Genomic DNA, 23,888 nt, shown 5'->3' on the forward strand with positions numbered 1-23,888 from the left:
GGGTGCGGACGGCTCGGGGTCGCGTGGCCGCAGGCGCCACCGTAGACCTCGGCGAGGTCGATCCTGTTGGCCCATGGGAGGAAAGGTTGCCGACGCGGTGGCGGACTGCCTGGTGGACGTGGCCTTTCGTGAGCGGACTTCGGGTTTCACAACCCTCCCGCAGGTGCGGGGTTGACAGCCCAAACGGCCACCGCATAGCCTCGCTATGTATAAGGTCCGGTAATTCTGTCAATGGTGTGCCGAACTCTTCCCAAATATTTCTGTTTGGGCTTGCAGGCCTTTTCCCGATGGCGACGACATCCGTGCTGGGCGCGAAACAGCGCTGCTGGAACCCTGTGGGCCGACCTCTGACCCCGAACCGTTCGCGGCCTCACCACGCCTGAGGCGGCGCCGGCCGGCAACGATCTTTGCAGACCTCGGACGAGCGCGGGGTGCTCGCGGTCCGGGGTCGTGGATGCGAGGTGGGCGACGATGTCGTACGTGCTGGGGTACAGCGGTATCCACGGCAGCCTGGAGCACTTGCGCGACCGGTACCCCGACGCGGACCGCAGGCTGCTGCACCTGGTGCAGGGCCTCGACTCGGCCGCCGCGCTGGTGCGTGACGGTCAGGTCGTGGCCGCGGCGGCGGAGGAGCGGTTCACCGGCGAGAAGGGCACCGGCGACTTCCCGGTCCGGGCGATCGAGCACTGCCTGCGCACCGCCGGGATCACCGCCGCGGACCTCGACGCGGTGGCGCACTCGTTCCACTACACCCTGGACCCGGACGTCGCCGAGCTGGACGAGGACGCCGCCGAGCAGTTCGCGTCGCTGTACCGGCCGGAGCGGCAGCAGGAGCTGTGGCGCGCGTTCGTGGGGCCGATGCCCGGGCGCGACTTCGTGGCCGTGCCGCACCACCTCGCGCACGCGCACAGCGCGTGGGGCCTGAGCGGTTTCGACAGCGCGGTGGTGATCGTCAGCGACGGCATGGGCGAGACCGACAGCATGACCGTGCTGCACGCCGACGCCCGCGGCCTGCGGCCGGTCCGGACCGTGCCCGCGAGCCATTCGCTCGGTGTGCTGTACAGCCTGGTCACGCACCACCTGGGGTTCCTGCCCGCGATGGACGAGTACAAGGTGATGGGCCTGGCGTCGTTCGGCGACCCCGACCGGTACTCGGAGGTGTTCGCCGACCTCGTGCGGCCCGCGCCGGAGGGCGGGTACGTGATCCCGCTGCTGACCCGCGAGCTCGACCGGCGTGGCCAGGACCTGCACGAGAACGCCCTGGCCGGGCTGGCGGAGCTGTTCGGCCCGGCCCGGCGGCCCGACGAGGAGCTGACCCGGCAGCACCAGGACGTCGCGGCGGGGTTGCAGCGCCGCTTGGAGGACCTGGTGCTGCGCACGGCCGAGTGGGCGCGGTCGACGACCGGCGAGACCCGGCTGTGCCTGGCGGGCGGGGTGGCGCTGAACTGCACCGCGAACGGCCGGATCGTCGACTCGGGCCTGTACGACGACGTCTTCGTGCAACCCGCCGCGGGCGACGACGGCGCGGCGCTGGGCGCCGCGCTGGCGGTGTCCGCTCGCGAGGGCGGCCCGCGCGTCCGGATGACGATGCCGTACTGGGGTGACGCGTACCCGGACGAGGCCCTGCACGAGGTCGCCGCGTCGACCGAGGGCTTCGTGGTCGAGCGGTTCGCCGACGACCGGGCGCTGGCCGCGCGAGTGGCCGACGAGCTGGCGGACGGGAAGGTCCTGGCGTGGTTCCAGGGCGGCATGGAGTTCGGGCCGCGCGCGTTGGGCAACCGGAGCATCCTGGCCGATCCGCGGTCGGCCGAGACCCGGGACCTGGTCAACCGGCGGATCAAGAAGCGGGAGGACTTCAGGCCGTTCGCCCCGGCCGTGAAGACGGAGTCCGCGGCCGAGTTCTTCCGGGTCGAACCCGGTGCGGAACACCAGTACGAGCACATGGTGGTGCTCACCCGCACCAGGCCGGAGCACGTGGCCGGGCTCGGGGCGGTGACGCACGTCAACGGCACCGCACGGGTGCAAACCGTGCGACGGGAGCACAACGTCCGGTTCTGGGAGCTGCTGGACGCGCTGGAGGAGCGGATCGGCGTGCCGGTGGTGCTCAACACCTCGTTCAACGTGCAGGGGCAGCCGATCGTGCGCACGCCGCGGGAGGCGGTGGCCACGGTCCTCGACGCCGGGCTGGACGGCCTGGTCCTCGGCCGCACCTACCTCAGCCCCGCCCGCGCGGAGGCTGACCGATGAGCTCGAACCCGGCGGGTGCGCCGGCCGGGGTCGGCACCGCCGCGGAGGTCGCCCAGGTGCTGGCCGAGCAGCTGGGCCGAGCCGAACTGGCTCCCGACCGGGACTTCTTCGCCGAGGGCGGGCACTCCGTGGCCGCGACGCGGGTCGCGGTCGTGCTGCGCCGCTGGCTCGGCCGCGCGGTGCCGATCAACGCCGTGCACGAGTTCCGCACGGCCGAGGCGCTCGCCGCGGCGCTGCCGGGCTTCCCGCTGCTGCAAGAACGCCCGGTGACCGCGTTCGGACCGCAGGCGGAGGAGCTGTCCCCGGCGCAGCGGGCCATGCTGGCCGCGATGCGGCTGGCGCCGGAAGTCGGGGTGTACAACATCGGCGTCGCGGCGGAGCTGTCCGGGCCGCTGTCGACCGGCCGGTTGCGGGCGGCGATCAGCTCGGCGGTGACGACCCAGTCGGGCGCGTTCGCCCGGCTCGCGGCCGACGACTCGGTCCGACGCGGGGCCGGCGGGATCGACCTGCGCGAAACCGCCGACCCGTCGCCCGAGTGGGCCACCGGGTTGGTGACCGAGCCGATCGACGTGCACGACGGGCCGACCGTGCGAGTGGGGTTGGCCGGCACCGGCCCGCGCACGAGCCTGTTCGTGCTGGTCGTGCCGCACCTGTTCTTCGACGGGCTCGCGGTGCGATCGCTGCTGGGCGCGATCGCCGCCGCGTACCGGGGCGAACGCCTCCCGGCCGCCGATCCGTCCACTCCGGACTCCGCCGACTTCGCCGCGGTGGACGACGACCGGGCCGCCGACGACGAGGCCGGGTGGACCAGGTTCTGGGGGCAGCGCCCGCGCACCGATCCGACCGACGTGCGGGGCGGGTACCAGCCCGGCCGGTGGACCGCGCAGCAGTCCTCGGCGATCAGGTCCGCCGCGGCGGCGTGCGGCGGCACCGTGTTCAGCGTGGTGTACGCGGGTGTCGCCGTCGTGGCCGACCGGCTCGGCGGCGGGGAGCCGGTCAGCCTGGCGTTCCCGGTGTCCCGGCGGGGCACGACCACGATCGCCGACGGGCACCGGATCCGGCTGGACCGGGTGACCACGGCGGTCGGCGCGGACGACACCCTGCGCTCGCTCGTCGACGCCGTCACCACCGGGGTCGCCGACGTCCTGGCCCGGCCCGGTCCCGACGGCGGCGACCGGCCACCACCACCGGTGGTGCTCGCACCGCAGGGGGACCCGTTCGGCGAGTTCACCCTGCCGGACATCCTCGTGCGGCCTCGTCCGGTGCACAACGGCACGGCGAAGTTCGAGGTCGCGCTGCTGCTGTTCGAGGACGACGAGGAGATCGGCCTGGACGTCGAGCACCTGCGCCAGTCGAGCACACCGGACCACGCCGCCCGCCTGCAGCGCCTGGTCCTGGACACCGTCGCGAGGTTGGCCGCCGATCCCGACGTGCCGGTCCGCGAGCTGGGCCTCACGACCGGCGCGGGCAGCGCGCTGACCGGTCCGCGGGTGCGGTACGACCGGGACTCCTCGATCCACCGGCGGTACGCGGAGGTCGCCGCGCGCCACCCCGACCACGTCGCCGTCGAACGGGCGGGCCGGCCGGTCACCTACCGGCAGCTCGGGCTCGCCGCCGACCGGGTCGCCGCGCGGGTGCGCGAGGCGCTGCCGGACGGGGGTTCGGCGGTGGCGATCTCCGCCGCGCGGTCGCCGGAGCTGCTCGCGGCCGTGCTGGGCGTGCTGGCCGCCGGTCACCACTACGTGCTGCTCGACGCCGCTCAGCCGGTGGCCCGGCGGCGCGGGATCGCGCGTGCGTCGGAGGTGCGGCTGGTGCTCACCGACCGGACCGGCGCCGACGACCTCGGCGTGCCCGCGCTGCCCGTGGCCGACGGCCGGACCGACCTGTCCGACCTGGAGGGGGAACCGGACTGGTCGGGCTGGGCCGAGGTCGACCCGTCGGCCCCGGCCTGCGTCTTCTTCAGCTCCGGGTCGACCGGTTCGCCCAAGGCGATCCTGTCCCCGCACCGCGCCACCCTGCGCACGTTCGACGGCCAGGAGTTCGGCGGCTTCGGCCCGGACACCCGCATGCTGCACGTCGCGGCCCTGCCGTGGGACGGGTTCACCCTGGAGACCTGGGGCCCGCTGCTCAACGGCGGGACCTGCGTGCTGCACCCGGACGAGGACCTGGACCTCGACCGCCTCGCGAACTCCCTGCGCACCGGGGCCGTCAACACCCTGTGGCTGTCGGCGGCGCTGTTCAACGCGCTGGTCGACCACGCGCCGGACGCGCTCGCCGGCGTGCGGCGGCTGATGATCGGCGGCGAGGCGCTGTCACCCGAGCACGTGTCGCGGCACCTGCGGGCCGGGGGCCGGGGCTCGCTGATCAACGGCTACGGCCCGGCCGAGTCGACGGTGTTCGTCACGACGCACCCGATCACGGCTCCGCCCACCGGCCCGGTCCCCGTCGGCACGGTGGTCGCGAACACCGAGGTCCTGCTGCTGGACCGGTACGGCCACCCGGTGCCACCGCACTGGCCGGGCGAGCTGTGCGTGGCGGGCGACGGGCTGGCCCTGGGCTACCGGTCCGACCCGGCGGGCACCGCGGACCGGTTCCGGCCGCACCCGCGGGGATCGGCGGGGGAGCGGATCTACCACACCGGCGACCTGGCCGCGGTGGACGACGACGGCACGATCCACCTGCTCGGCCGGTTGGACCGGCAGGTCAAGGTGTCGGGCTACCGGGTCGACCCCACCGAGGTCGAGGCCGCGATCAGGGCGGTGACCGGTGGTCGCGCCGCCGTCATCACCCCGCCCACCCCGACCGGCGCCCTGGAGATCGTCGCCTTCACCACGCCGGGCACCTCGGCCGCGGACGGCACGGACGGCGAGCGGGTCCGGGCCGAGCTGGCGGGCGCGCTGCCCGCGTTCCTCATCCCCTCCCGGGTGATCCCGCTGCCCGAGCTGCCGCTGACCAGGAACGGGAAGCTGGACACCGCCGCGCTGCTGGAGTTGGCCGACACCCCCACGCGGAACGGAGCAGGACCGTTGACGAACGCAGCACCCGACGCGGTCGACCCGGCGGTCCTGGCCCGGACCGTGGTCGCCGCCGTGATCACCGAGCAGCTCGGCCGCGAGCCGGCCCCCGGGCAGAGCTTCCTGATGGCCGGGGGCACCTCGCTGAGCGCCGCGCGTGCCGCCGCGGAGCTGACCAGGCTGACGACGGTCGCCCTCAGCCCCCGCGACCTGCTCTCCAACGGCACCGTCGAGTCGCTGCGCGACCTGCTGCTGTCGCGCTCGGACGGCGTGCCCGACTTCGAGCGCCGGTTGCGGGTCGCGGCCCACCTGGTCACCATCCCGCGCGAACTGCGCGCCGACGTCGGTCGGATGGCCGACCAGTGAGCGCGCTCACGGGGGAGGCGTTCACGCTGGTGCTGGGCGAACCCGAGGGCGAGGCGTTCGCGCTCGGCGGGGCCCAGCGGGAGATCTGGTTCGCCGAGCAGCTCTCCGGTCCGTCCGCCCGGTACGCGGTCCCGGTGTCGCTGCTGCTGGACGAACCCCTCGACGCGTCGCGCCTGGCCGACGCGATGCTGTCGGTCGCCCGATCCCGGGGCGCGCTCAGGACCGTGCTGTCGGTCCGGGACGGCCGCCCGGAGCAGTCCGTCCACGCGGTGCGGTCGATCCACCGCGAGGCGGTGGTGGCGGACGAGCCCGACGTCGAGCGGATCGCCACCGCCGTCGCCCGGCGGGGTGCGGCGGCCTGGCGGGTCGAGCAGCACCCCCTGGCGGACGGCCGGGCGCTGCTCGTGCTGGTGTGGCACCACGCGTTCGTCGACGGGTGGTCGGTGGAGCTGCTGCTGGCCGACCTGGTCACCGCCTACCGCGGGGGCACGCCCCGGCGCGACGCGATCACCCCGGCGGACCTGGTGGCGGCCGAGCGGGAACTGCTGGCCGGTGCGGCCGGGGAAGAGGCGCTGCGGCGGCGGGTGCGCGCGTGCGATCCGCTGCCGGAGCCGTGGCGGCCCCCGGCGGCGCTGGGCACGTCGCTGTCCGGCCTCGGCGCGACGGTCACCGTCACGTTGCCCGAGGAGTGGGTCGGCGCCCTGACCGAGGCCGCCGCGTCGGCGGGCGTCACGCCGTACGTGGCCGGGCTGACGGCGTTCGGCGAGGTCGCGCGCCGGTTCGGCGGTGCGGACGACGTGCTCGTCGGCACGCCCGCGCACAACCGGCTCAGCCCGGAGCGCCAGGACACCGTCGGCATGCTCGCCAACACCGTCGCGCTGCGGCTCCCCGCCGCCGGGGGGAGGCCGTTCGCCGAGGTCGCCGCCGAGGTCGCGGACACCGTGTACGACGCGGTGGACGACGCCGCGATCCCGCTGAGCGAGCTCGCCTCCCGGGTGCGCCCCGACGACGACACCTCACCCCTGGTGCGGTTGCTGTTCGGCATGCACGAGGACGGCGCCGCACCCGAGTTCACGCCGGGCCGCCCGGCACGCAGGCTGCGCGCGCACACGGCGACCGCCAAGTTCGGCATGACCTGGACCCTGCTGCGGTCCGGCGAGCAGCTGATCCTGGAGGTCGAGCACGACACCGCGCTGGTCGACCGGCCCGTGGTCGCCTCGATGGTCGAGTCCTGGGCCGCGCTGCTGCACGCCGCCGGCGCCGGAACCGCGCTCGACCGGATCCCCCTCGCGCGGTCGGAGCCGACCGAGCTGCCCACGGCGGAGGTCGACACGATCCCGGCCGCGGTCCTGGCGAGCGCGGCGCGCACGCCGGAGGCGATCGCCCTGGTCGACGGCGCCCGCCGGTGGACCTACGCCGAACTCGCCGAGCACGCCGGGCGGTGGCGGGCCGCGATCCTGGCGACCGGGGTGCGCCGAGGAGCCCACGCGGCCGTGCTGGTCGAGCGGACCGGCGAGACGGTCGCCGCCCTGCTCGGCGTGCTGTCCGCCGGGCTGACCTACCTGCCCGTCGAACCCGACCTGCCCGCCGCCCGCGCCCGCTTCCACGCCGCCGACGGCGCCGCGGAGATCGTCATCGGGACGCCCGCCAAGGTCGCGGCCCTCGGCTTGACCGACCTGCCGGTGGTGAGCGCGCCCGCCGGGGCCGCGGCGCCGGTCGTGCCCGTCGCCCCCGACGACCCCGCCTACCTCATCTACACCTCGGGCTCGACCGGCGTGCCCAAGGGCGTGCTGGTCCCGCACTCCGCGGTGACCAGCCTTGTGGAGGTCGGCGCGCGGAGCATCGGCTTCGGCGCGGGCGACGTGTGGCCCGCGTTCCACTCCTACGCCTTCGACGTGAGCGTCTGGGAGATCTGGGGCGCGCTGAGCACCGGCGGCCGGCTCGTGATCGTGGACAAGGACACCGCCCGCGACCCGGCGGCGCTGCGCCGGCTGGTGCGGGAGCACCGGGTCACGGTCCTGAACCAGACGCCGTCCGCGTTCAGCACGCTCGAACGCGCCGACGCGGCCGAGTCCGACCCGTTGCCCGTGCGGCACGTCGTGTTCGCGGGCGAGCAGGTGCAGCTGGACGTCGTCCGGCGCTGGCGCGCGCGCCACCCCGGGCAACGCATGTGGAACCTCTACGGCATCACCGAGACGACCGTGCACGTGACCGTGCACGAGCTGACCGCCGACCAGGAGCGCAGCGCCGGGCCGATCGGCGTGCCCATGCCGCGCGCCGAGATCCACCTGCTCGACCACGCCGGGCACCCGGTCGCGCCGTACCAGGTGGGCGAGATCCACGTCGGGGGGCACGGTGTCGCCCACGGCTACTGGGGTCGTCCGGCGCTGACCGCCGAGCGGTTCGTGCCGCACCCGAGCCGCCCCGGCGCCCGGCTCTACCGCAGCGGCGACCACGCCTGGCGGGACGAGCACGGCCGGCTGCACTACGTCGGCCGGACCGACGACCAGGTCAAGGTCCGGGGCTTCCGGATCGAGCTGCCCGAGATCCGCGCCGCGCTGCTGGCGCACCCGGCCGTGACCGGCGCCGCCGTGCTGCTGCGCCGTGACGGCGACCACCCCAGGCTGCACGCGTACTTCACCGCGTCCACCGCGCTCGGGGTCGAGGAGTTGCGCGAGGAGCTGGCCCGCGCCCTGCCGGTCCACATGATCCCGCACCTGCTGCACCGGGTCGCCGAGATCCCGCTGACCGAGAACGGGAAGGTCGACAAGCGGGCGCTGTCGGCGACCGGCGGCCCCACCCGCCCGGAGCGGGTGCCGCAACCGCCGCGCACCGACGTCGAGAGGACCCTGCTGACCATCTGGCGCACGGTCCTCGGGCGCGAGGACATCGGCGTGACCGACAGCTTCTTCGTCGTGGGCGGCGACTCGATCAGCAGCCTCCAGGTCGTCGGCGGCGCCGCCGAACACGGCATCCGCCTGACGGTCAAGGACATCTTCGAGCACCCGACCATCCGCGCCGTCGCCGAGCACGCCGGCGCCACCGCGCCACCGGAGATCCCGGCCGCCACGCCGTTCTCGCTGATCAGCGCCGAGGACCGCGCCCTGCTGCCGGACACCGCCGTCGACGCCTACCCGCTCGCGTCGCTGCAGGCCGGGATGGTCTACCACATGGACAGCGACCCCGAGGGGTTGCCGTACCACAACGTCGACAGCTTCCGGGTCCGCGGCCCCTGGGCGCCCGACCGGCTCGCGCAGGCGGTGCGGGACACCGTCGCCCGGCACGAGAACCTGCGCACCTCGTTCGACTTCGAGCGCTACAGCCGGCCGTTGCAGCTCGTGCACGCCGAGGCCACCCTCCCGGTCGTGTTCGAGGACCTCACGCGGATGTCGGACGCCGACCGCCGCGCCCACCTCGGCGCACTGCTGCTGCGGGAACGCCGCAACCGGTTCGACCTGGCCACCCCGCCGTTCCTCAGGTTCTTCTTCTCGCGGCTGTCCGAATCGGACTTCCAGTGGACGCTCACCGAGCACCACGCCATCCAGGACGGCTGGAGCCTGCACTCCATGATCGCGGAGATCCTGGACCGGTACGTGACCCTGGTCGACGACCCCGCGGCCCCGCCCCTGGCCCCGCCGAGGTCGCGGTACCGGAACTACGTCGCCGCCGAGCTGACCGCGCGCACGGCGGCGGAATCACGGGCGTACTGGGAGCGCCTGCGCGACCGGGAACCGGAGCAGCTGCTCCGCTGGCCGGCCCGACCGATCGCCGACGGCGTGCGCGGCGCGCGGAGCGAGTGGTCGTTCGAGTCACCGGAGACCGGCCGGTTCGGCTACCTGGAGACCAAGCTCCCGAGCGAGCTGACCGAGCGCCTGCTCGACACGGCCGCGGACCTCGAAGTGCCGTTCAAGAGCCTGCTGCTGGCCGCGCACCTGCGCGTGGTCGGCCTGGTGCACGGCACGGACAGCCCGACCAGCGGCGTCACCATGAACGGACGGCTGGACGAGCCCGGCGCGACCGAGACGCGCGGGCTGTTCCTGAACACGCTGCCGATGCGGCTGCCGCTGCCCGACGGGAGCTGGGCCGGGCTGTGCCGCGCGGCGCTGGCCGCCGAGATCGAACTGCTCCCGCACTGCCGGTACCCGCTGTTCGAGGTGGTCCGCCAGGTCGGCGACGCCGCGCAGTTCGACGTGTCGTTCATCTACAACCACTTCCACGCGATGGCCGAGACCCTGCGGTCCGGCCGGGCGCGGATCGTGGACGACAAGATCGACTCGTTCGCCTCCGACAGGTCCGAGCCGACCAACATCGGCCTGGTCGCGGGGTTCCTGCTCAGTCCGGTCGACGCCAACCTGCTGCTGGCGCTGGACTACGACACCGAGCGGGTCGACCGCCGCCAGGTGGCGTCGATCCGCGAGCTGTACCTCCGGGTCCTGCGCGCGATCGCCGACGACCCGGCGGCGCCCTGGCGGGACGCGGACCTGCGCGGCCCGGAAGAGCGGGCGTGGACGGTCGACCCGGTCCCGACCGGAGCCCCGGCCACCCTGCCGGAACTGCTCGCGGACGTCGCCGCGCGGAAACCGGACGCGATCGCGATCCGCGACGGCGACACCGAGATCACCTACGCGGACCTGCTGACGCGCGCGGGCCGCTGGGCGCGGGCGTTGCAGGCGCGCGGGGTGCGCCGCGGCGACTTCGCGGCCTTGGTGCACGAGCACTCCGCCGACCTACTCCTGGCCATGGTCGGCGGCTTCCTGGCGGGCGCGGGCGTGGTGTTCGCCGACCCCGCCCTGCCGCCCGCCCGGCTGGCCCGGATGCTCGGCAGGCTCGGTCACGGCCAGTTGATCACCACCACGGCCGGTCCGGTACCGGGCTGGCCCACCCTCGGCGCCGCCGACCTCGCCGACCTCTCCGATCTCGACGACCCGGCCGCCGGGATCGTCGACCCCGGCCTGCGGCCGCAGGACCTGGCGTACGTGATCCACACCTCGGGCTCGACCGGCGAGCCGAAGGCGGTGGCCGTGTCGCACGCCTCGGCCTGCCACTACCTGCGCTGGGCGGCGGACGAACTCGGGCTGGGGGACGGCCCGGTCCCGCTGTACGCGACGATCGGCGCCGACCTGACCGTGACCAGCCTGCTCGGCCCCCTGGTCGCCGGGGGCACGGTGGTGGTCGTGCGCAGCGCGGACAACCGGGTGGCGTTGAGCGACGCGCTCGCCGAGCCGATCGGCTACGCGATGGTCAAGTCCACCCCGAGCCACCTGCGGATGATCGCCGCGGGCAACCGGGAGGACGTCGTCGCCCGGACCAGGGTGCTGGTCTCCAGCGGCGAAGCGCTGGCGGGCGAGGACGTCGCCTGGGCGGCGGAGGCGTTCCCCGGCGTGCGGATCGTCAACGAGTACGGCCCGACCGAGGCCACCGTGGGCTGCACGGCGTGGGACACCGACCCGACCCTGCCCGGTCCGGTGTCGATCGGCCGACCGTTCGCCGGGTCCAGCATCCAGGTGCTCGACCCGACCGGGCGGCCGGTCCCGGCGGGCACCCCCGGCGAGGTGCACATCGGCGGCCCGCTGGTGGCCTGGGGCTACCTCGGCGACCCGGTGAAGACCGCCGACCGGTTCGTGCCCGACCCGTTCTCCGGCGAACCGGGCGCCCGGCTGTACCGCACCGGCGACCTCGGCCGCCTGCTCCCGGACGGCACCTTGGACTACCTCGGCCGGCTGGACGACCAGCTCAAGATCAACGGCTACCGGGTGGAACCCGGCGAGATCGTCGCGGTGCTCGCCGAGCACCCCGACGTCACCGGCGCCGCGGTGGTCGTCCACGAAGGACGCCTGGTCGCCTACGTGACGCCGGACGTGCCCGAGGACTGGCGGGAGCACGCCTCCCGACTGCTACCCGCGCACATGGTGCCCGCCGTCGCCACCGCCGTGCCCGAGCTGCCCCTCACCGCGAGCGGCAAGCTCGACCGGTCCCGGCTGCCCCGCCCGCCGCTGCCCACCGCCCCGACACCGTCGCGCGCGCCGGACACCCCGCTCGAACAGGCCATCGCGGACATCTGGCGGGATCTGCTCGGCGTCCCCGACATCGGCGCCCACGACGACTTCTTCGCGCTGGGCGGCCACTCGCTCGGCTTGGTGCGGATGGCCGTGCGGGCGTCGAAGGTGGTCGGCACGCGGCTGCTGCTGCGGGACCTGGTCGCGGACCTGACGGTGGCCGGGGTCGCGGAGGTGGCCCGGAGGAAGCTCGCCGCCGGCACGGACGACCGATGATCGAGTCGCGCACGATCGCGCAGCAGGCGAAGGGGAAGGCCGTCCAGTGACCACACCAGCACACGTCGGCAGGTTGGTGCCCGAGTTGATCGGGCGAGCCGCCGCGACCTCCTCGGGCCAGGCCGCCGTGATCACCAGCGAGTCGACGGTGACCTACGACGTCCTGTTCGACCGGGCCCGCCGGATCGCGGGCGCACTGCGGGAACACGGCGTGCGCAGGGGCGACATCGTGGCGTTGTCCACGCGGCGGGACCCCGACTACGTGGCGAGCGCGCTGGCGGTGTGGTTCGCCGGCGGCGCGTTCATGCCGCTGGACCCGGCGCTGCCCAAGGCGCGCAAGGAGCACATGCTCGCGACGGCGGGTGTGCGCGTCGCGCTCGCCAGGGGGGACGTGGACGCCTCGCCCGGCATGGCGATCCTCGACGTGGAGCAGGCGCTGCGGCACGAGCCGCTCCTCGACCCGCAGGCCGTCGACGCCGACGACCCGGCCTTCGTGATCTACACGTCCGGTTCGACGGGCAAGCCCAAGGGAGTCGCGCTGGCCCACCGCGGCCTCGCCGGGACCATCAACGCGCTGCTGGCCCGACCGGCGCTGCGCGAGCGCCCGGTGGGACTCGCCGTGTGCGCGCAGACCTTCGACGTGTCGGTGTTCGACATGATGTACGCCCTCGCGTCCGGGGGCGCGGTGGTGCTCGCCGACCCCGCCGAACGGGTGGACCCGGACGCGATCGCGGACCTCGTGCGGGACCACGGGGTCGGTTGGGTCGCGGCGACGCCGACCTGGATGCACATGCTGGTCACCCTCCGCCCGGACTGCCTGCGCGGCGTGCTGACGATCTGCGCGGGCGAACTGCTCACCTCGACCCTGGTGTCGCTGCTGCTCGACGCCGGCGCGGTGGTGTGGAACGCGTACGGGCCCACGGAGACCACGGTCTTCACCGTGATCCACGAACTGCCCGAGCCGATCACCGGGGCGGCCCCGGTCGGTCGGATGCTGCCGGGGGAGATCGCGGTCATCCTCGACGACAACGGCGAGCAGTGCCCGCCCGGTGAGCCGGGGATGCTCTACATCGGCGGGTGCGGTGTCGGGCTCGGGTACGTCGGCAACGAGGCCAACTCGGCCTCGTTCCTCGACGACCCGGTGTACGGCAGGCTGTACCGCACGGGCGACATCATCAGCCAGGACTCGACCGGCCTCATGCGCTTCATCGGCCGCGACGACGACCAGGTCAAGGTCCGCGGTTTCCGGATCGAGCTGGGTGAGCTGGAGAGCGCCGCGCTGGAGCACCCCGGGGTCCGCAACTCCGCCGCGTGGGTCTTCGACGCGCCCGTGCTCGGCCCGGTGCTCACGCTCGCCGTCCAGGTGGACGACCCGGACGCCGGATCGCCCCGGACCGTCCTCACGGAGGAGCTGACCGGTGTCCTCGCCGACCGCTTGCCCGACTACATGCTCCCCGGGCGGACGGTGCTGCTCGGCGACTGGCCGACCAACTACAACGGCAAGACCGACAAGGCCGCGCTGCGCGCCCTCATCGATCAGGAGTGACCATGCCCGAGGCCGCTGAGCCCGAGTACACCGTGGTGGTAAACGACGAGGAGCAGCACTCCATCTGGCCGGTCGGCCGCCAGGTGCCCGCGGGCTGGCGGGAGATCGGCGTGACCGGCTCCCGCCAGGAGTGCCTGGACCGCATCGAACAGCTGTGGCCGGACATCCGCCCGCTCAGCGTCCGCAGTCGTCTCAGCGACGCCCGGTAGGGCTGGAAGCCGTGCTCCAGCGCTCACTCGACGGTCCCGGGAGTACGAACGGGTCGTCGGCGCGCCGGGCCTCCTGCTGCACCGCGCTTCCGGACGGCGACAGCGTGCGAACGACCGCATCCCGGCAGGACAGGAGATGGTGAACCGTCATCCCGGTCGAGATGTGGACGTTGTTCGCCCGGCGGTGCGAGGTGCGGGATAGGAGTACGAGAAGCATCTCGGGTATGGCGTCGTTCGTGGTTACTATTAGGCGTGTCCGCCGGGTCATGATCGGATTCTGCCTGGAGCAGCCCGGATCCAGTCGATGATCTCGACTCAATAAATCGTTGGAACACCACACGTAAATTGCGGTCACGACAGATCTGCATGTCGAATTGCGGCGAAGCTCAACATAGCGGCAGGCCTGCGACATATGCTGCCTCGCATGACCAGAATAATTCCTGCACTACTCGCCTGCGCCGCTGTTTTACTCGTCAGCGCGTGCGGCGGCGGAACCCCGGCCTCCACGTCGTCCTCCTCGTCGGCGACCACCACGAGCACCACGCCGTCCGTTGATGCCGCGGCTGAGGAGAAGGCGATCCGCCAGGTCTTCGCCGACTACCGGGAAGCCGCCCGCGCCAAGGACGGCCCCGCGGCCGCCGAGCTGCTGTCCCAGGGCGTGTTGGACTACTACGCAGAGGCCCGTGACCTCGCGCTCACCGGTTCCGAGCAGCAGTTGGGCGACCGGGACGTCGCCTTGGTGCTGGTGGTCTACATGCTGCGCGCTGAGTTCGACGCCGCCGAGTTGCGCGGGATGTCGGGCAAGCATCTGGTGTCCGCCGCAGTGGAGAGGGGCCTGGCGGGCGAGAACAGCACGGACGTCGTCGACCTCGGCACGGTGGTGGTGGACGGCGACACCGCGACGGCGGAGATGATCTCGCCCGGGAAGTCCCTGGTCGTGGAGTTGCTCTTCGACAAGGAGGACGGGTCCTGGCGGTTCGACTTCCGACCGCTGATAGCCCCTGTCGGAGAGGCGCTCGAGAACGTCGCCGAGCAGCGTGGCATGACCGTGGACCAGTTCATCGACGCGATGCTGGGTTCGCTCTACGGCGCCGAGCGGGTGCCGGAGCTGAAGAAGCCGCTGGCGGGCTGACCCGCAGTGCTCCCGAGGCCGACCTCAGGACCATCTCGTCTGGGGCAGCAGGTACGGCTGATTTGGCTGCGTGGCGGTGGGCGAGGCCGTCTCGGTGCCACCGCAGAATCGTCTCCGGGCGCACCAGTGGCCGGAGCCGACGAAGCACTTGCACCGGGAGTCGGTGCAGCAGTGCCGCGAGGAAGGCTCGGTCGGCGGGGAGAACCGTGCGCGGGCGTCTCCGAGTTGGCGTTCCAGGACCCCGATCCGGTGCCGTCGCGCCAGGATCTCAGTGTCCTTGTGGGATGGCATTTCCGGACTGTCGGTTCCGATCGTTGGGTGCGTGGCAGAGAGCGGTGGTCGCGGTCCGCATCCTGTGCCGCTCGAAAAGTCATCGCTGCTGGTCAAGCGGCGTATTCGTACTCGTTGAGGACTCCGCCGAGGATCCGCGTGCGCGTCAGTCCAAGGGCACCGAGGTGGTGTACGGCGGTGAGGTGCTGCTGGACGGCACAGGGCCGGGACATCCGACATCGGCCGTCGACGTCAACCGGGCGATGCTCTTACACCACACCGCCGTACCCACCGGGATCGGTGAGGTCAAGCGGGTCCGACCAGGTTCGGGTCGCCGTGGCGAAGGGCTTTCCCGACCTCGGCGGCGACTGCGGCCATGCCGGCGGCGTTGGGGTGGAACGACGCGGCGGTCCTGGCGAGGTCGCGGGTGAACGGCTGGATCCACGGCTCGGGTGAGCCGAGGGCGTGGGTGCGGCTCACCCGCGACACCGGGACGAGGTCGGCGCCGGTCCGGTCGGCGGCGAGCGCGCAGGCCGCCTCCAGGGCTTCCTGGACGGCGCGCAGGGCGATGATCTCCTCCGGGTCGAAGGGGACGCCGGGGGCGGGTTCCGTGCGGGGACCGATGACGGTCAGGTAGTCGACCAGGACGACCCGGGCGCGCGGGGCCCTGCGGCGGACTTCGTCGACCACCCGGGCGAGGCCGGAGGCGGTCCGGTCGACATCCGCCGGGGTCGGGGCGGGGATGGTCGTGCCGAAACCCGCCGCCACCACGTCGGCCATCGGGCCGCCGGGTTCGACGCGGTTCCAGGCGGTGGCCAGCAGCGAGCCCGCGAACCCCAGGTCGTTGCCGCCCGCGGTGACGGTCACCAGGTCCGCCGTCCCGGGGACGCCGTCCACCTGGGGCGGGAACCGCACGCCGGTCAGCGTCACCTGGGGCTCGTCGAGGATCGTGGCGGTCGTCGCGCCGGAGGTGGACAGGTCCACCAGCTCCGCCCCCAGCTCCGCGGCGAGCAGGCTCGGGTAGTTGCGGCCGGAGCGGGCGGCGTCGGCGCTCACCAGCGGGGCGATGCCCGGACCCGCGGCGAACGAGCTGCCCAGGGCGGCGTAGGTCATCCGGGACGTCACGCGCCGATCTTCCCACGCGTGGGAACCCGCCCACCGATCAGGAGCGAGCGGTCCGGTCGTCGGGTGGTGTGCCGACCCCGGCCGCGACGGGGTTGCGGCGGCGGTGCACGCGGTCGATCAGGGTCAGCGCCGGCACGGTCATCGCGGTGGTCACCAGCGCCATCACGACCATCAGCGAGTACAGCTCCTGCGACAGCAGGCCCGCCTGGAGGCCGATGGTGAGGATGACGAGTTCGGTCAGGCCGCGGGTGTTCAGCAGGACGGCGAGGGACGCCGCGTCGCGCGCCGGCACCTTGTGCAGCCGCGCCGCGCAGTACCCGGCGCCCACCTTGCTGCCCACGGCCACGACCAGCACCAAGGCGAGGTCCACCAGGCCGGACGCGCCGACCCCGGACAGGTCGACCTTGAGACCGGCCGTCACGAAGTACACGGGCAGCAGCACCGAGGTGATCGAACCGACCCGGCGGGCCACGTCGCTCCTGAGGTCGCTGCCCGCGCCCTTCGGGAAGACGAATCCGAACAGGAAGGCCCCGAACGCGAAGTGCAGGCCCAGCCACTCGGTCACGCCGCCGGAGGCGAGCACGCCGGTGGTGATGACCACGAGCAGCCGCGCGTCCGCCCCGGACGTCCACCGCGCGGCCAGCCGGGCCAGCAGCGGTCGCACCGCGAACAGCATCACCGCCAGGTAGGGGAGGGCCAGGGTCAGCCTCCACTCCGACCCGGTGCCGCCGACGAGCGCGACGACCCCGGTGAGGACGGTCCACACCAGGAGGTCGCCGATCGCGGCGATGCCCAGGGAGAGCGCGCCGAGCGGCGTCCGCTGGAGGTCCCGGTCGGTCAGGATGCGGGCCAGCACGGGGAACGCGGTCGCCCCCATCGCCACGCCCATGAACAGCGCGAACCCGAGTTGGTTCCCGGTCCGGTAGGTGTCCGCGAGGTACCACGCGAGGCCCGAGCCCAGGGCGAACGGCACGAGCGTGGCGCTCAGCGCGACCCCGATCACGACCCGCCGCCTGGAGGCGATGAGCGACCGGTCCAGCTCCAGGCCCACCAGGAACATGAACAGCGCGACGCCGACGTTGGCCAGCGGCGTCAGCAGCGGTCGCACGTCGGTCGGGATCAGCAGAGCGGAGAACTGCCCGGCGAACAGCGTCGGGCCGAGCAGGACGCCCGCGAGGATCTCTCCGACCACCGGTGGCTGGCCGAGCCTGCGGGCGAGCGCGCCGAACGCCTGGGCGAGCACCAGGATCAGCGCCAGGTCCAGCAGCAGCAGGGCCACTTGGTCCGTCATGGCCGGGTTCCTCCGAACGCGCTCGTGCCGTGGACTCGCTGGTGCCGCACCACCCGGTGCCCGGACTCCGGCTAGGGCGCGTCCCGGCGGTCGGTGATCGGCAGCGGGGCGCCCACCAGGCCCGCTGCCAGCGTCGCGCCGTCACCGGGGTCGATGACCAGGAACGACCCGGTGTGGCGGTGCCCGACGTAGTCGTCGAGCGGCAGGGGTTCGGCGGTCCGCACCACCACGCGGCCGATCTCGTGCGCGTCGAGCGCCCCGGGGTCCTCCACCGCGGACAGGTTCTGCTCGTCGAATCGGGTGCGCAGTTCGGTGATGATGGCCTGCACGGTGCGTGTGCCGTGTTTGACCAGGACGCGGGCGCCGGGTGTCAGCGCCTTGTCCGACAGCCAGCACACGGTGGCGTCGAACTCGTCGGTGACGGTGGGTTGCCTTGTGGCGGTCGCGATCAGGTCGCCGCGGGAGATGTCCAGGTCGTGGGCCAGCAGCAGGGTCACCGAGCGGCCCGCCCCGGCTTCCCGCAGGGGGCCGTCGGCGGTGTCGATGCCGGTCACGGTCGAGCGCAGCCCGGCGGGCAGCACGGCGACCTCGTCGCCGACCCGCACGGTGCCCGCCGCGACCTGGCCCGCGTAGCCGCGGTAGTCCGGGTGCTCGGCGGTGCGCGGGCGGATCACGTACTGCACCGGGAAGCGCAACGGCGCGTCGTGCTCGTCGGGGTCCACCGGCACCGATTCCAGGTGCTCCAGCAGCGTCGGGCCCGGGTACCAGGGGGTGCGCCCGGAGCGTTGCACCACGTTGTCGCCGGCCAGCGCGGAGACCGGGATCCCCACCACGGCGTCCTCGGCGTAGCCCAGGGCGGTGGCGTGCGCGGTGAACTCCTTGGCGATGCGGGCGAAGGCGACCTCGTCGAAGTCGACCAGGTCGATCTTGTTGACCGCCAGCACCAGGCGCGGCACGCCCAGCAGCGCCAGCACGGCCGCGTGCCTGCGGGTCTGCTCGATGACGCCCTTGCGCGCGTCGACCAGCAGCACACCCAGCTGCGCGGTGGACGCGCCGGTCACGGTGTTGCGGGTGTACTGCACGTGGCCGGGGGTGTCGGCCAGCACGAACGAGCGCCGGGGCGTGGCGAAGTAGCGGTAGGCCACGTCGATGGTGATGCCCTGCTCGCGCTCCGAGCGCAGGCCGTCCACCAGCAGCGACAGGTCGGGCGTGGTCAGACCGCGGTCGGCGCTGGCGCGGTGCACCGCCTCCAGCGTGTCGGCCAGCACGGACTTGGTGTCGTACAGCAGCCTGCCGACCAGCGTGGACTTGCCGTCGTCCACGCTGCCGGCCGTCGCCAACCTCAACAGCTCGCTCATCTAGAAGTAGCCCTCCCGCTTGCGGTCTTCCATGGCGGCCTCCGACAGCCGGTCGTCCGCGCGGGTCGCGCCGCGCTCGGTGAGCCTGCTGGCCGCCACCTCGGCGATGACGGCCCCGATGTCGGCGGCGTCGGACTCGACCGCGCCGGTGCACGACCCGTCGCCGACGGTGCGGTAGCGCACGGTCTTCTCCACCAGCTCCTCGCCCGGCCGCGGCCCGCCCCACGGGCCTTGCGCCAGCCACATCCCGTCGCGCAGGTAGACCTCGCGGCGGTGGGCGTAGTAGATCGACGGCAGCTCGATGCCCTCGCGGGCGATGTAGTGCCACACGTCCAGCTCGGTCCAGTTCGACAGCGGGAACACCCGCACGTGCTCGCCCGCGCGGTGGCGGCCGTTGTAGAGGTTCCACAGCTCCGGGCGCTGCCGGCGCGGCTCCCACTGGCCGAAGGAGTTGCGCAGGCTGAAGATCCGCTCCTTGGCCCGCGCCCGCTCCTCGTCCCGCCGGCCGCCGCCGAACACCGCGTCGAACCTGTGACCGGTGATCGCGTCCAGCAGCGGCACCGTCTGCAGCGGGTTGCGGGTGCCGTCGGGGCGCTCGGCGAGCCTGCCGTCGTCGATGTAGTCCTGCACCCTGGCGACCTCCAGGCGCAGGCCGTGCCCGGCCACCACCCTGTCGCGGAACTCGATGACCTCCTCGAAGTTGTGCCCGGTGTCCACGTGCAGCAGCGGGAACGGCACCGGCGCGGGCCAGAACGCCTTCACCGCCAGGTGCAGCAGCAGGGTGGAGTCCTTGCCACCGGAGAACAGGATCACTGGCCGGTCGAACTCACCCGCCACCTCGCGGAAGATGTGGATCGCCTCGGACTCCAAGCGGCCCAGCGTGTCGAGCACGTCCGCCTCGCCGACGACCCGGGTCACGACGTGCGCTCCTCGACGAGCGCGGCCATCCGCGCCACGCACTCCGCTACCGCGAGCTGGTCGGTGCGCAGGTGGAGGTCGGGCTGGAGGGGAGGTTCGTACGGATCGTCGAAGCCGGTCAATCCGGTTATCTCGCCGCGTTTCGCCCGCGCGTACAAACCCTTCACGTCCCGTCGCGCGCAGACTTCGGCCGAGGCGTCGACAAACACCTCCAAATACGGAATTCCGTAGCTCTCGTGCCCTTTGCGGACCGCGTCCCTGGCGGCGCGGTAGGGGGCGATCACCGGCGTGATGACCAATGCTCCCTGGCGGGCCAACATTAGTGCGATGACCCCGGTGCGGCGGACGTTCTCGGTGCGGTCGTCCTTGCTGAAACCCAGTTCCGGGAACAGGTCGCGGCGCAGCACGTCACCGTCGAGAACCTGCGTCCGGTGGCGGTCGGCCAGTCGCTCGGCCAGCGCCGACGCCAGCGTGGACTTGCCCGCGCTCGGCAATCCGGTCAACCACAGTGTCGCGCCCAACGCAACCTCCTCCGCTCCGAAGTCAATTCGGGAACGCGCACGATAAGGAGCGTCCGCGCATGCTGCTCCACGAGGAAGCTCACGATCGGATTGGAGGCTAGAGGGCGTTGTCAAGCCTGTCCACCCTGTGGAACTTTCACTCTTTTGGCGGTAGGGGAAGCTCGGCTGCCGATGCTTCCATGATCCCCTGCCGCTAAGGGCTCAGAAAAACCATGTGCCAGTTGTTTGTTAATTACGGGTAACGCCACTCCGTAATCGGGTGCGGCTTTTGTCGGGTTTCCATCGGGCGCTATCCGGAGCCGGGTCGGTGAGGGCCGTCCCGGCGGCGCCCCGCCGTCCCGTCGTTGGTGCAAGTCGTGTTCACCGCTCCCACGGACTGGAGAAGGACAGCGCCATGAGCCAGATGCTCCTGCACAGCGACGCCGAGCACACGGCCTCGCCCTTGTTCTCGACCACTCTGGCGCTGCCGGGCTGCGAGGCCGAGGCGTGGGTCGTGGTCGACAGCACGGTCGACGGCCTGGCCATGGGCGGCACGAGGATGACCGCGACCGTGGACGAGGCCGAGCTGATCGGCCTGGCCAGGGCCATGACGCACAAGCTGTCCCTGGTGGACCTGCCCATCGGGGGCGCGAAGGCGGGAATCCGCCCGTACGGGCCGGTCCGCGACCGCGAGGCGCTGATGCGCACCTTCGGCCGGGTGGCCCGCCCCCTGCTGCACGGTGGCGTGTACCTCGGCTGCGACCAGGGCACGACCCACCCCGACCGGGACCTGTTCTTCGCCGCGGCGGACTACGACATCACCTCCCGCCCCCAGGCCACCAGGCTGCCGGTGCCCTGGGCCGAGTTCTGGGGCAGCATGTCGGACATCACCGGCTTCGGCGTTGCCACCGCGGCCCTGAGCACCCTGCGCGCGGCGGGGGCGGAGCCGCCGCAGCGCGTGGTGCTCCAAGGTTTCGGCACGGTCGGCCGGGGCGTCGCGCGGCACCTGGAGGCGGCGGGCCACCGGCTGGTCGCCGTCGCCGACGTGCACGGCACCGTCGAGGACCCCGGTGGGCTGCCGGTGCGGCGGCTGATCGAGTGCACCAGCGCGGACGGCACGATCGACCGCTCCGCGCTGCCGGACGGCGTCCGCGTGCACGACCACGACCGCGCCTGGCTCGACGTCGACGCGGACGTGCTCGTGCTGGCGGCGGCCGCGGACGCGGTGGACGCCGCGGCGGTGCCGCGGGTCCGGGCGGGGATCGTCGTGGAGGGCGGCAACATGAGCTGCTCCCGGGAGGCCCGCACCGCGCTGCGCCGCGACGGCCGCACCGTGCTGCCCGACGTCGTGGTGAACGTGGGCGCGGCGGCGGTGACCGGCTCGATCATCGCCGGGGTCGCGCCCTCCGACCTGCCCATGCCGCAGCTGTCGGCGTGGCTGCGCGACTGGGTCTCGACCAAGATCACCGAGAACTGCGAGCTCATCCAGGAGCTGAGCGCGGCGGGCAGCCCGGACCCGGTCGCCGAACTGCTGGCGAGCCGGAACGTCGCGCTGTGACGGGACCGGGCTGGGAGCACCCCACCGTGCTCGTCGCGCACTCCAAGATGGCGCCGCACCTCGTCCCGCACGTGCGCGACGAGGTGCCGGTGCTGTGCGCGGAGACGGTGGCCGAGCTGCCCGGGGACGTCCGGTCCCGGGTGGACGTGCTGGTGGGCTACCAGTTCCCCGCCGGCGTGCTGGACCTGCTGCCCGCCCTGAGGTGGCTGCACCTCACCGGCACCGGGACCGACCACCTGCGGGCGGCGGGCCTCGTGCCGGGCGTGCTGGTGACCAACTCCGCGCGGGTGCCGGTGGAGTCGGTCGCCGAGTACGCCGTGTCCGCGCTGCTGATGCTGCTCAAGGACTTCGCGAGCCTGGTCGAGCGCCCTCAGCGGCTGCCCTGGTACTCGTCGCCCGCGGTGATGCTGGACGGCTCCACCGTGCTGGTGCTGGGCGCCGGCCGGATCGGGCGGGCACTGGTGCGGCGGCTGGCCGCCCTCGGCGCCCGGTGCGTCGCGGTGACCCGGACCGGCGCGGAGCCGGTGCCAGGGGCCGTGCGGACCATCGGCGTGGCCGAACTGCCCAGGACCGTCGCGACCGCCGACCACGTCGTGTGCTGCCTGCCGGGCTCCGAGGAGACCGCCGGGCTGGTCGACGCGGACTTCCTGGCCGCGCTGAAACCGCACTCCGCCCTGGTCAACGTCGGGCGTGCGGCCACCGTGGACGAGGTCGCGCTGCACGCGGCGCTGCGGGCCGGGGCGCTGCGCGGCGCCTTCGTCGACGTGCACCGCGTGGAGCCGCTACCGCCCGACGACCCGGCGTGGTCGGTGCCGAACCTGGTGGTGTCGCCGCACCGCGCCTTCGCCTTCCCCGGTGAGCCCGCCGGGGTCGGCCGGGCGTTCCTGGACAACCTGTCCGACCTCCGCGCGGGCCGGACACCCCGCGACGCCGTCGTCGTCGCCGTTGAGGAGGAACCGTGACCACAACGTCACCGCCGGAGGTACGGCCGGAACCCGCGTTCGCGGAGGCCGAGGACCGCTTCCGGGAGGCGTTGCTCGCCGAGGCGCGGCTGCGCCCGGAGGACGAACCCGTGGTGCTCGGCACGATCGACGCGGCCCGCCGGGTCGTCTCGGGGGTCGTCGCGGCCCGCGCCGCGAACCCGCCCGCGCCGGTCGACGCGCCCGTGGTCGTCATCGGGCTGCTGCGCACCGGGACGACGCTGCTGCACAACCTCCTCGCGCTGCACGAGCGGCTGCACGGCCCGAAGCTGTGGGAGCTGGCGGACCCGGTCGCGGCGGCCGGCGACCCGGAGACGTACGCGGAGGTGCGCGAGCGGGCGCAGCGGTACGTGGACGACTACAACGCCAAGGCCCCCGACCTGCCCGGCATCCACCTGCTGAGGGCCGATCGGCCCGACGAGTGCCACCGCCTGCTGGCCAACACCTTCCACAGCATGGTCCTGGAGATGCGCTACCGGGTCCCGTCCTACGGCGAGTGGCTGCACCGGCAGGACATGGCGATGCCCTACCAGTGGCACCGGGCCCAGCTGGAAGTGCTGATGAGCAGGCGCGTGGACGACGACGGCGCGCCCCTGACACCGGTGCTCAAGTGCCCGTTCCACACCTGGTTCCTGCCGGAGCTGGTGCGCGCCTACCCGAACGCGCGGTTCGTGCACCTGCACCGCGACCCGGCCGCCGCCATCGCGTCCACGGCGAGCCTGTGCCGGGCGGTGCGCGGCGCCCGCAGCGACCGGCTGGACCTGCCGGAGATCGGCGCGTTCTGGCGCGGGCGGATCACGCCGCTGACCGACCGGCTCGCGCAGGCGCGCGACGAGCTGGTGGACCACCGGCCGGTGCTGGACCTGCGCTACGCCGACCTGGTGCGCGACACCGAAGGCGCGTTGCGCCGGATCCTCGGCTTCCTCGACCTGCCCGTCACCGACCGGTTCCTGGCGGCGGTCCGCGAGTACCTCGCGGCCAACGGGAGGGGCAGCGCCGGCGAGCACCGCTACTCGCCGGCGGAGTTCGGCCTCGACGCCGAGGCGCTGCGCGCCGACACCGCCGAGTACCGCAAGCGATTCGACGTCTGAACCGGGGGAAC

At 73.3% G+C, this 23,888-nt stretch carries 14 protein-coding genes; 9 read left to right on the forward strand and 5 right to left on the reverse strand.

Annotated elements, in window-relative coordinates:
• Positions 1-471: 471 nt before the first annotated feature.
• The 6 genes from AB0F89_RS23900 to AB0F89_RS23925 all read left to right on the forward strand — a co-directional run bounded on the left by AB0F89_RS23900 (position 472) and on the right by AB0F89_RS23925 (position 14,786).
• Positions 472-2,247 (forward strand): carbamoyltransferase, encoded by a 1,776-nt coding sequence (locus tag AB0F89_RS23900; protein ID WP_367127800.1) that lies wholly within the window; start codon positions 472-474, stop codon positions 2,245-2,247.
• On the forward strand, positions 2,244-5,627 hold the full coding sequence (locus tag AB0F89_RS23905) for an amino acid adenylation domain-containing protein (RefSeq protein ID WP_367127801.1): 3,384 nt from the start codon (positions 2,244-2,246) through the stop codon (positions 5,625-5,627). Before AB0F89_RS23900 ends, AB0F89_RS23905 begins: the two co-directional genes overlap by 4 nt.
• On the forward strand, positions 5,624-11,899 hold the full coding sequence (locus AB0F89_RS23910) for an amino acid adenylation domain-containing protein (RefSeq protein ID WP_367127802.1): 6,276 nt from the start codon (positions 5,624-5,626) through the stop codon (positions 11,897-11,899). The genes AB0F89_RS23905 and AB0F89_RS23910 overlap by 4 nt, the downstream gene beginning before the upstream one ends.
• Before the next feature lie 46 nt (positions 11,900-11,945).
• On the forward strand, positions 11,946-13,445 hold the full coding sequence (locus tag AB0F89_RS23915) for an amino acid adenylation domain-containing protein (protein ID WP_367127803.1): 1,500 nt from the start codon (positions 11,946-11,948) through the stop codon (positions 13,443-13,445).
• A 2-nt stretch (positions 13,446-13,447) separates the two neighbouring features.
• The gene (locus AB0F89_RS23920; RefSeq protein WP_367127804.1) at positions 13,448-13,654 is read left to right on the forward strand and encodes an MbtH family protein; all 207 of its coding nucleotides are present in this window, start codon (positions 13,448-13,450) and stop codon (positions 13,652-13,654) included.
• Between the two features lie 424 nt (positions 13,655-14,078).
• The gene (locus tag AB0F89_RS23925; protein WP_367127805.1) at positions 14,079-14,786 is read left to right on the forward strand and encodes a hypothetical protein; all 708 of its coding nucleotides are present in this window, start codon (positions 14,079-14,081) and stop codon (positions 14,784-14,786) included.
• Between the two features lie 576 nt (positions 14,787-15,362).
• On the opposite strand, the gene AB0F89_RS23930 is transcribed toward AB0F89_RS23925, so the two are convergent.
• The 5 genes from AB0F89_RS23930 to cysC all read right to left on the reverse strand — a co-directional run bounded on the left by AB0F89_RS23930 (position 15,363) and on the right by cysC (position 20,269).
• A complete protein-coding gene (locus AB0F89_RS23930) occupies positions 15,363-16,181 on the reverse strand; it encodes an SGNH/GDSL hydrolase family protein (protein ID WP_367127807.1) in 819 nt (272 codons plus the stop codon).
• A 37-nt stretch (positions 16,182-16,218) separates the two neighbouring features.
• Positions 16,219-17,472, reverse strand: a complete 1,254-nt coding sequence (locus tag AB0F89_RS23935; protein WP_367127808.1) for a cation:proton antiporter — start codon at positions 17,470-17,472, stop codon at positions 16,219-16,221.
• Positions 17,473-17,543: 71 nt separating this feature from the next.
• Positions 17,544-18,830: a sulfate adenylyltransferase subunit 1 gene (locus AB0F89_RS23940; RefSeq protein ID WP_367127809.1), complete on the reverse strand. Its 1,287-nt coding sequence runs from the start codon at positions 18,828-18,830 to the stop codon at positions 17,544-17,546.
• Entirely contained in the window at positions 18,831-19,748 is a 918-nt protein-coding gene (gene cysD / locus AB0F89_RS23945) for a sulfate adenylyltransferase subunit CysD (RefSeq protein ID WP_367127810.1), read from the reverse strand. It abuts the gene before it with no gap.
• On the reverse strand, positions 19,745-20,269 hold the full coding sequence (cysC, locus tag AB0F89_RS23950; RefSeq protein WP_367127812.1) for an adenylyl-sulfate kinase: 525 nt from the start codon (positions 20,267-20,269) through the stop codon (positions 19,745-19,747). Before cysC ends, cysD begins: the two co-directional genes overlap by 4 nt.
• Before the next feature lie 394 nt (positions 20,270-20,663).
• Between cysC and AB0F89_RS23955 the strand changes: the two genes are divergently transcribed.
• The 3 genes from AB0F89_RS23955 to AB0F89_RS23965 are packed head-to-tail and all read left to right on the forward strand — an operon-like array spanning position 20,664 to position 23,877.
• Positions 20,664-21,806, forward strand: coding sequence for a Glu/Leu/Phe/Val dehydrogenase dimerization domain-containing protein (locus AB0F89_RS23955; RefSeq protein WP_367127813.1), 1,143 nt, complete (start codon positions 20,664-20,666; stop codon positions 21,804-21,806).
• Positions 21,803-22,768: an NAD(P)-dependent oxidoreductase gene (locus tag AB0F89_RS23960; protein ID WP_367127814.1), complete on the forward strand. Its 966-nt coding sequence runs from the start codon at positions 21,803-21,805 to the stop codon at positions 22,766-22,768. The genes AB0F89_RS23955 and AB0F89_RS23960 overlap by 4 nt, the downstream gene beginning before the upstream one ends.
• Positions 22,765-23,877, forward strand: coding sequence for a sulfotransferase (locus AB0F89_RS23965; protein WP_367127815.1), 1,113 nt, complete (start codon positions 22,765-22,767; stop codon positions 23,875-23,877). Before AB0F89_RS23960 ends, AB0F89_RS23965 begins: the two co-directional genes overlap by 4 nt.
• Positions 23,878-23,888: the final 11 nt, after the last annotated feature.

It is taken from the genome of Saccharothrix sp. HUAS TT1, from assembly GCF_040744945.1.
Classification (GTDB): domain Bacteria; phylum Actinomycetota; class Actinomycetes; order Mycobacteriales; family Pseudonocardiaceae; genus Actinosynnema.

Coding starts and splice junctions, on each gene's coding strand:
- AB0F89_RS23900 (WP_367127800.1), top strand. CDS start 472: ATGTCGTACGTGCTGGGGTACAGCGGTATCCACGGCAGCCTGGAGCAC.
- AB0F89_RS23905 (WP_367127801.1), top strand. CDS start 2,244: ATGAGCTCGAACCCGGCGGGTGCGCCGGCCGGGGTCGGCACCGCCGCG.
- AB0F89_RS23920 (WP_367127804.1), top strand. CDS start 13,448: ATGCCCGAGGCCGCTGAGCCCGAGTACACCGTGGTGGTAAACGACGAG.
- AB0F89_RS23925 (WP_367127805.1), top strand. CDS start 14,079: ATGACCAGAATAATTCCTGCACTACTCGCCTGCGCCGCTGTTTTACTC.
- AB0F89_RS23935 (WP_367127808.1), bottom strand. CDS start 17,472: ATGACGGACCAAGTGGCCCTGCTGCTGCTGGACCTGGCGCTGATCCTG.
- AB0F89_RS23940 (WP_367127809.1), bottom strand. CDS start 18,830: ATGAGCGAGCTGTTGAGGTTGGCGACGGCCGGCAGCGTGGACGACGGC.
- AB0F89_RS23955 (WP_367127813.1), top strand. CDS start 20,664: ATGAGCCAGATGCTCCTGCACAGCGACGCCGAGCACACGGCCTCGCCC.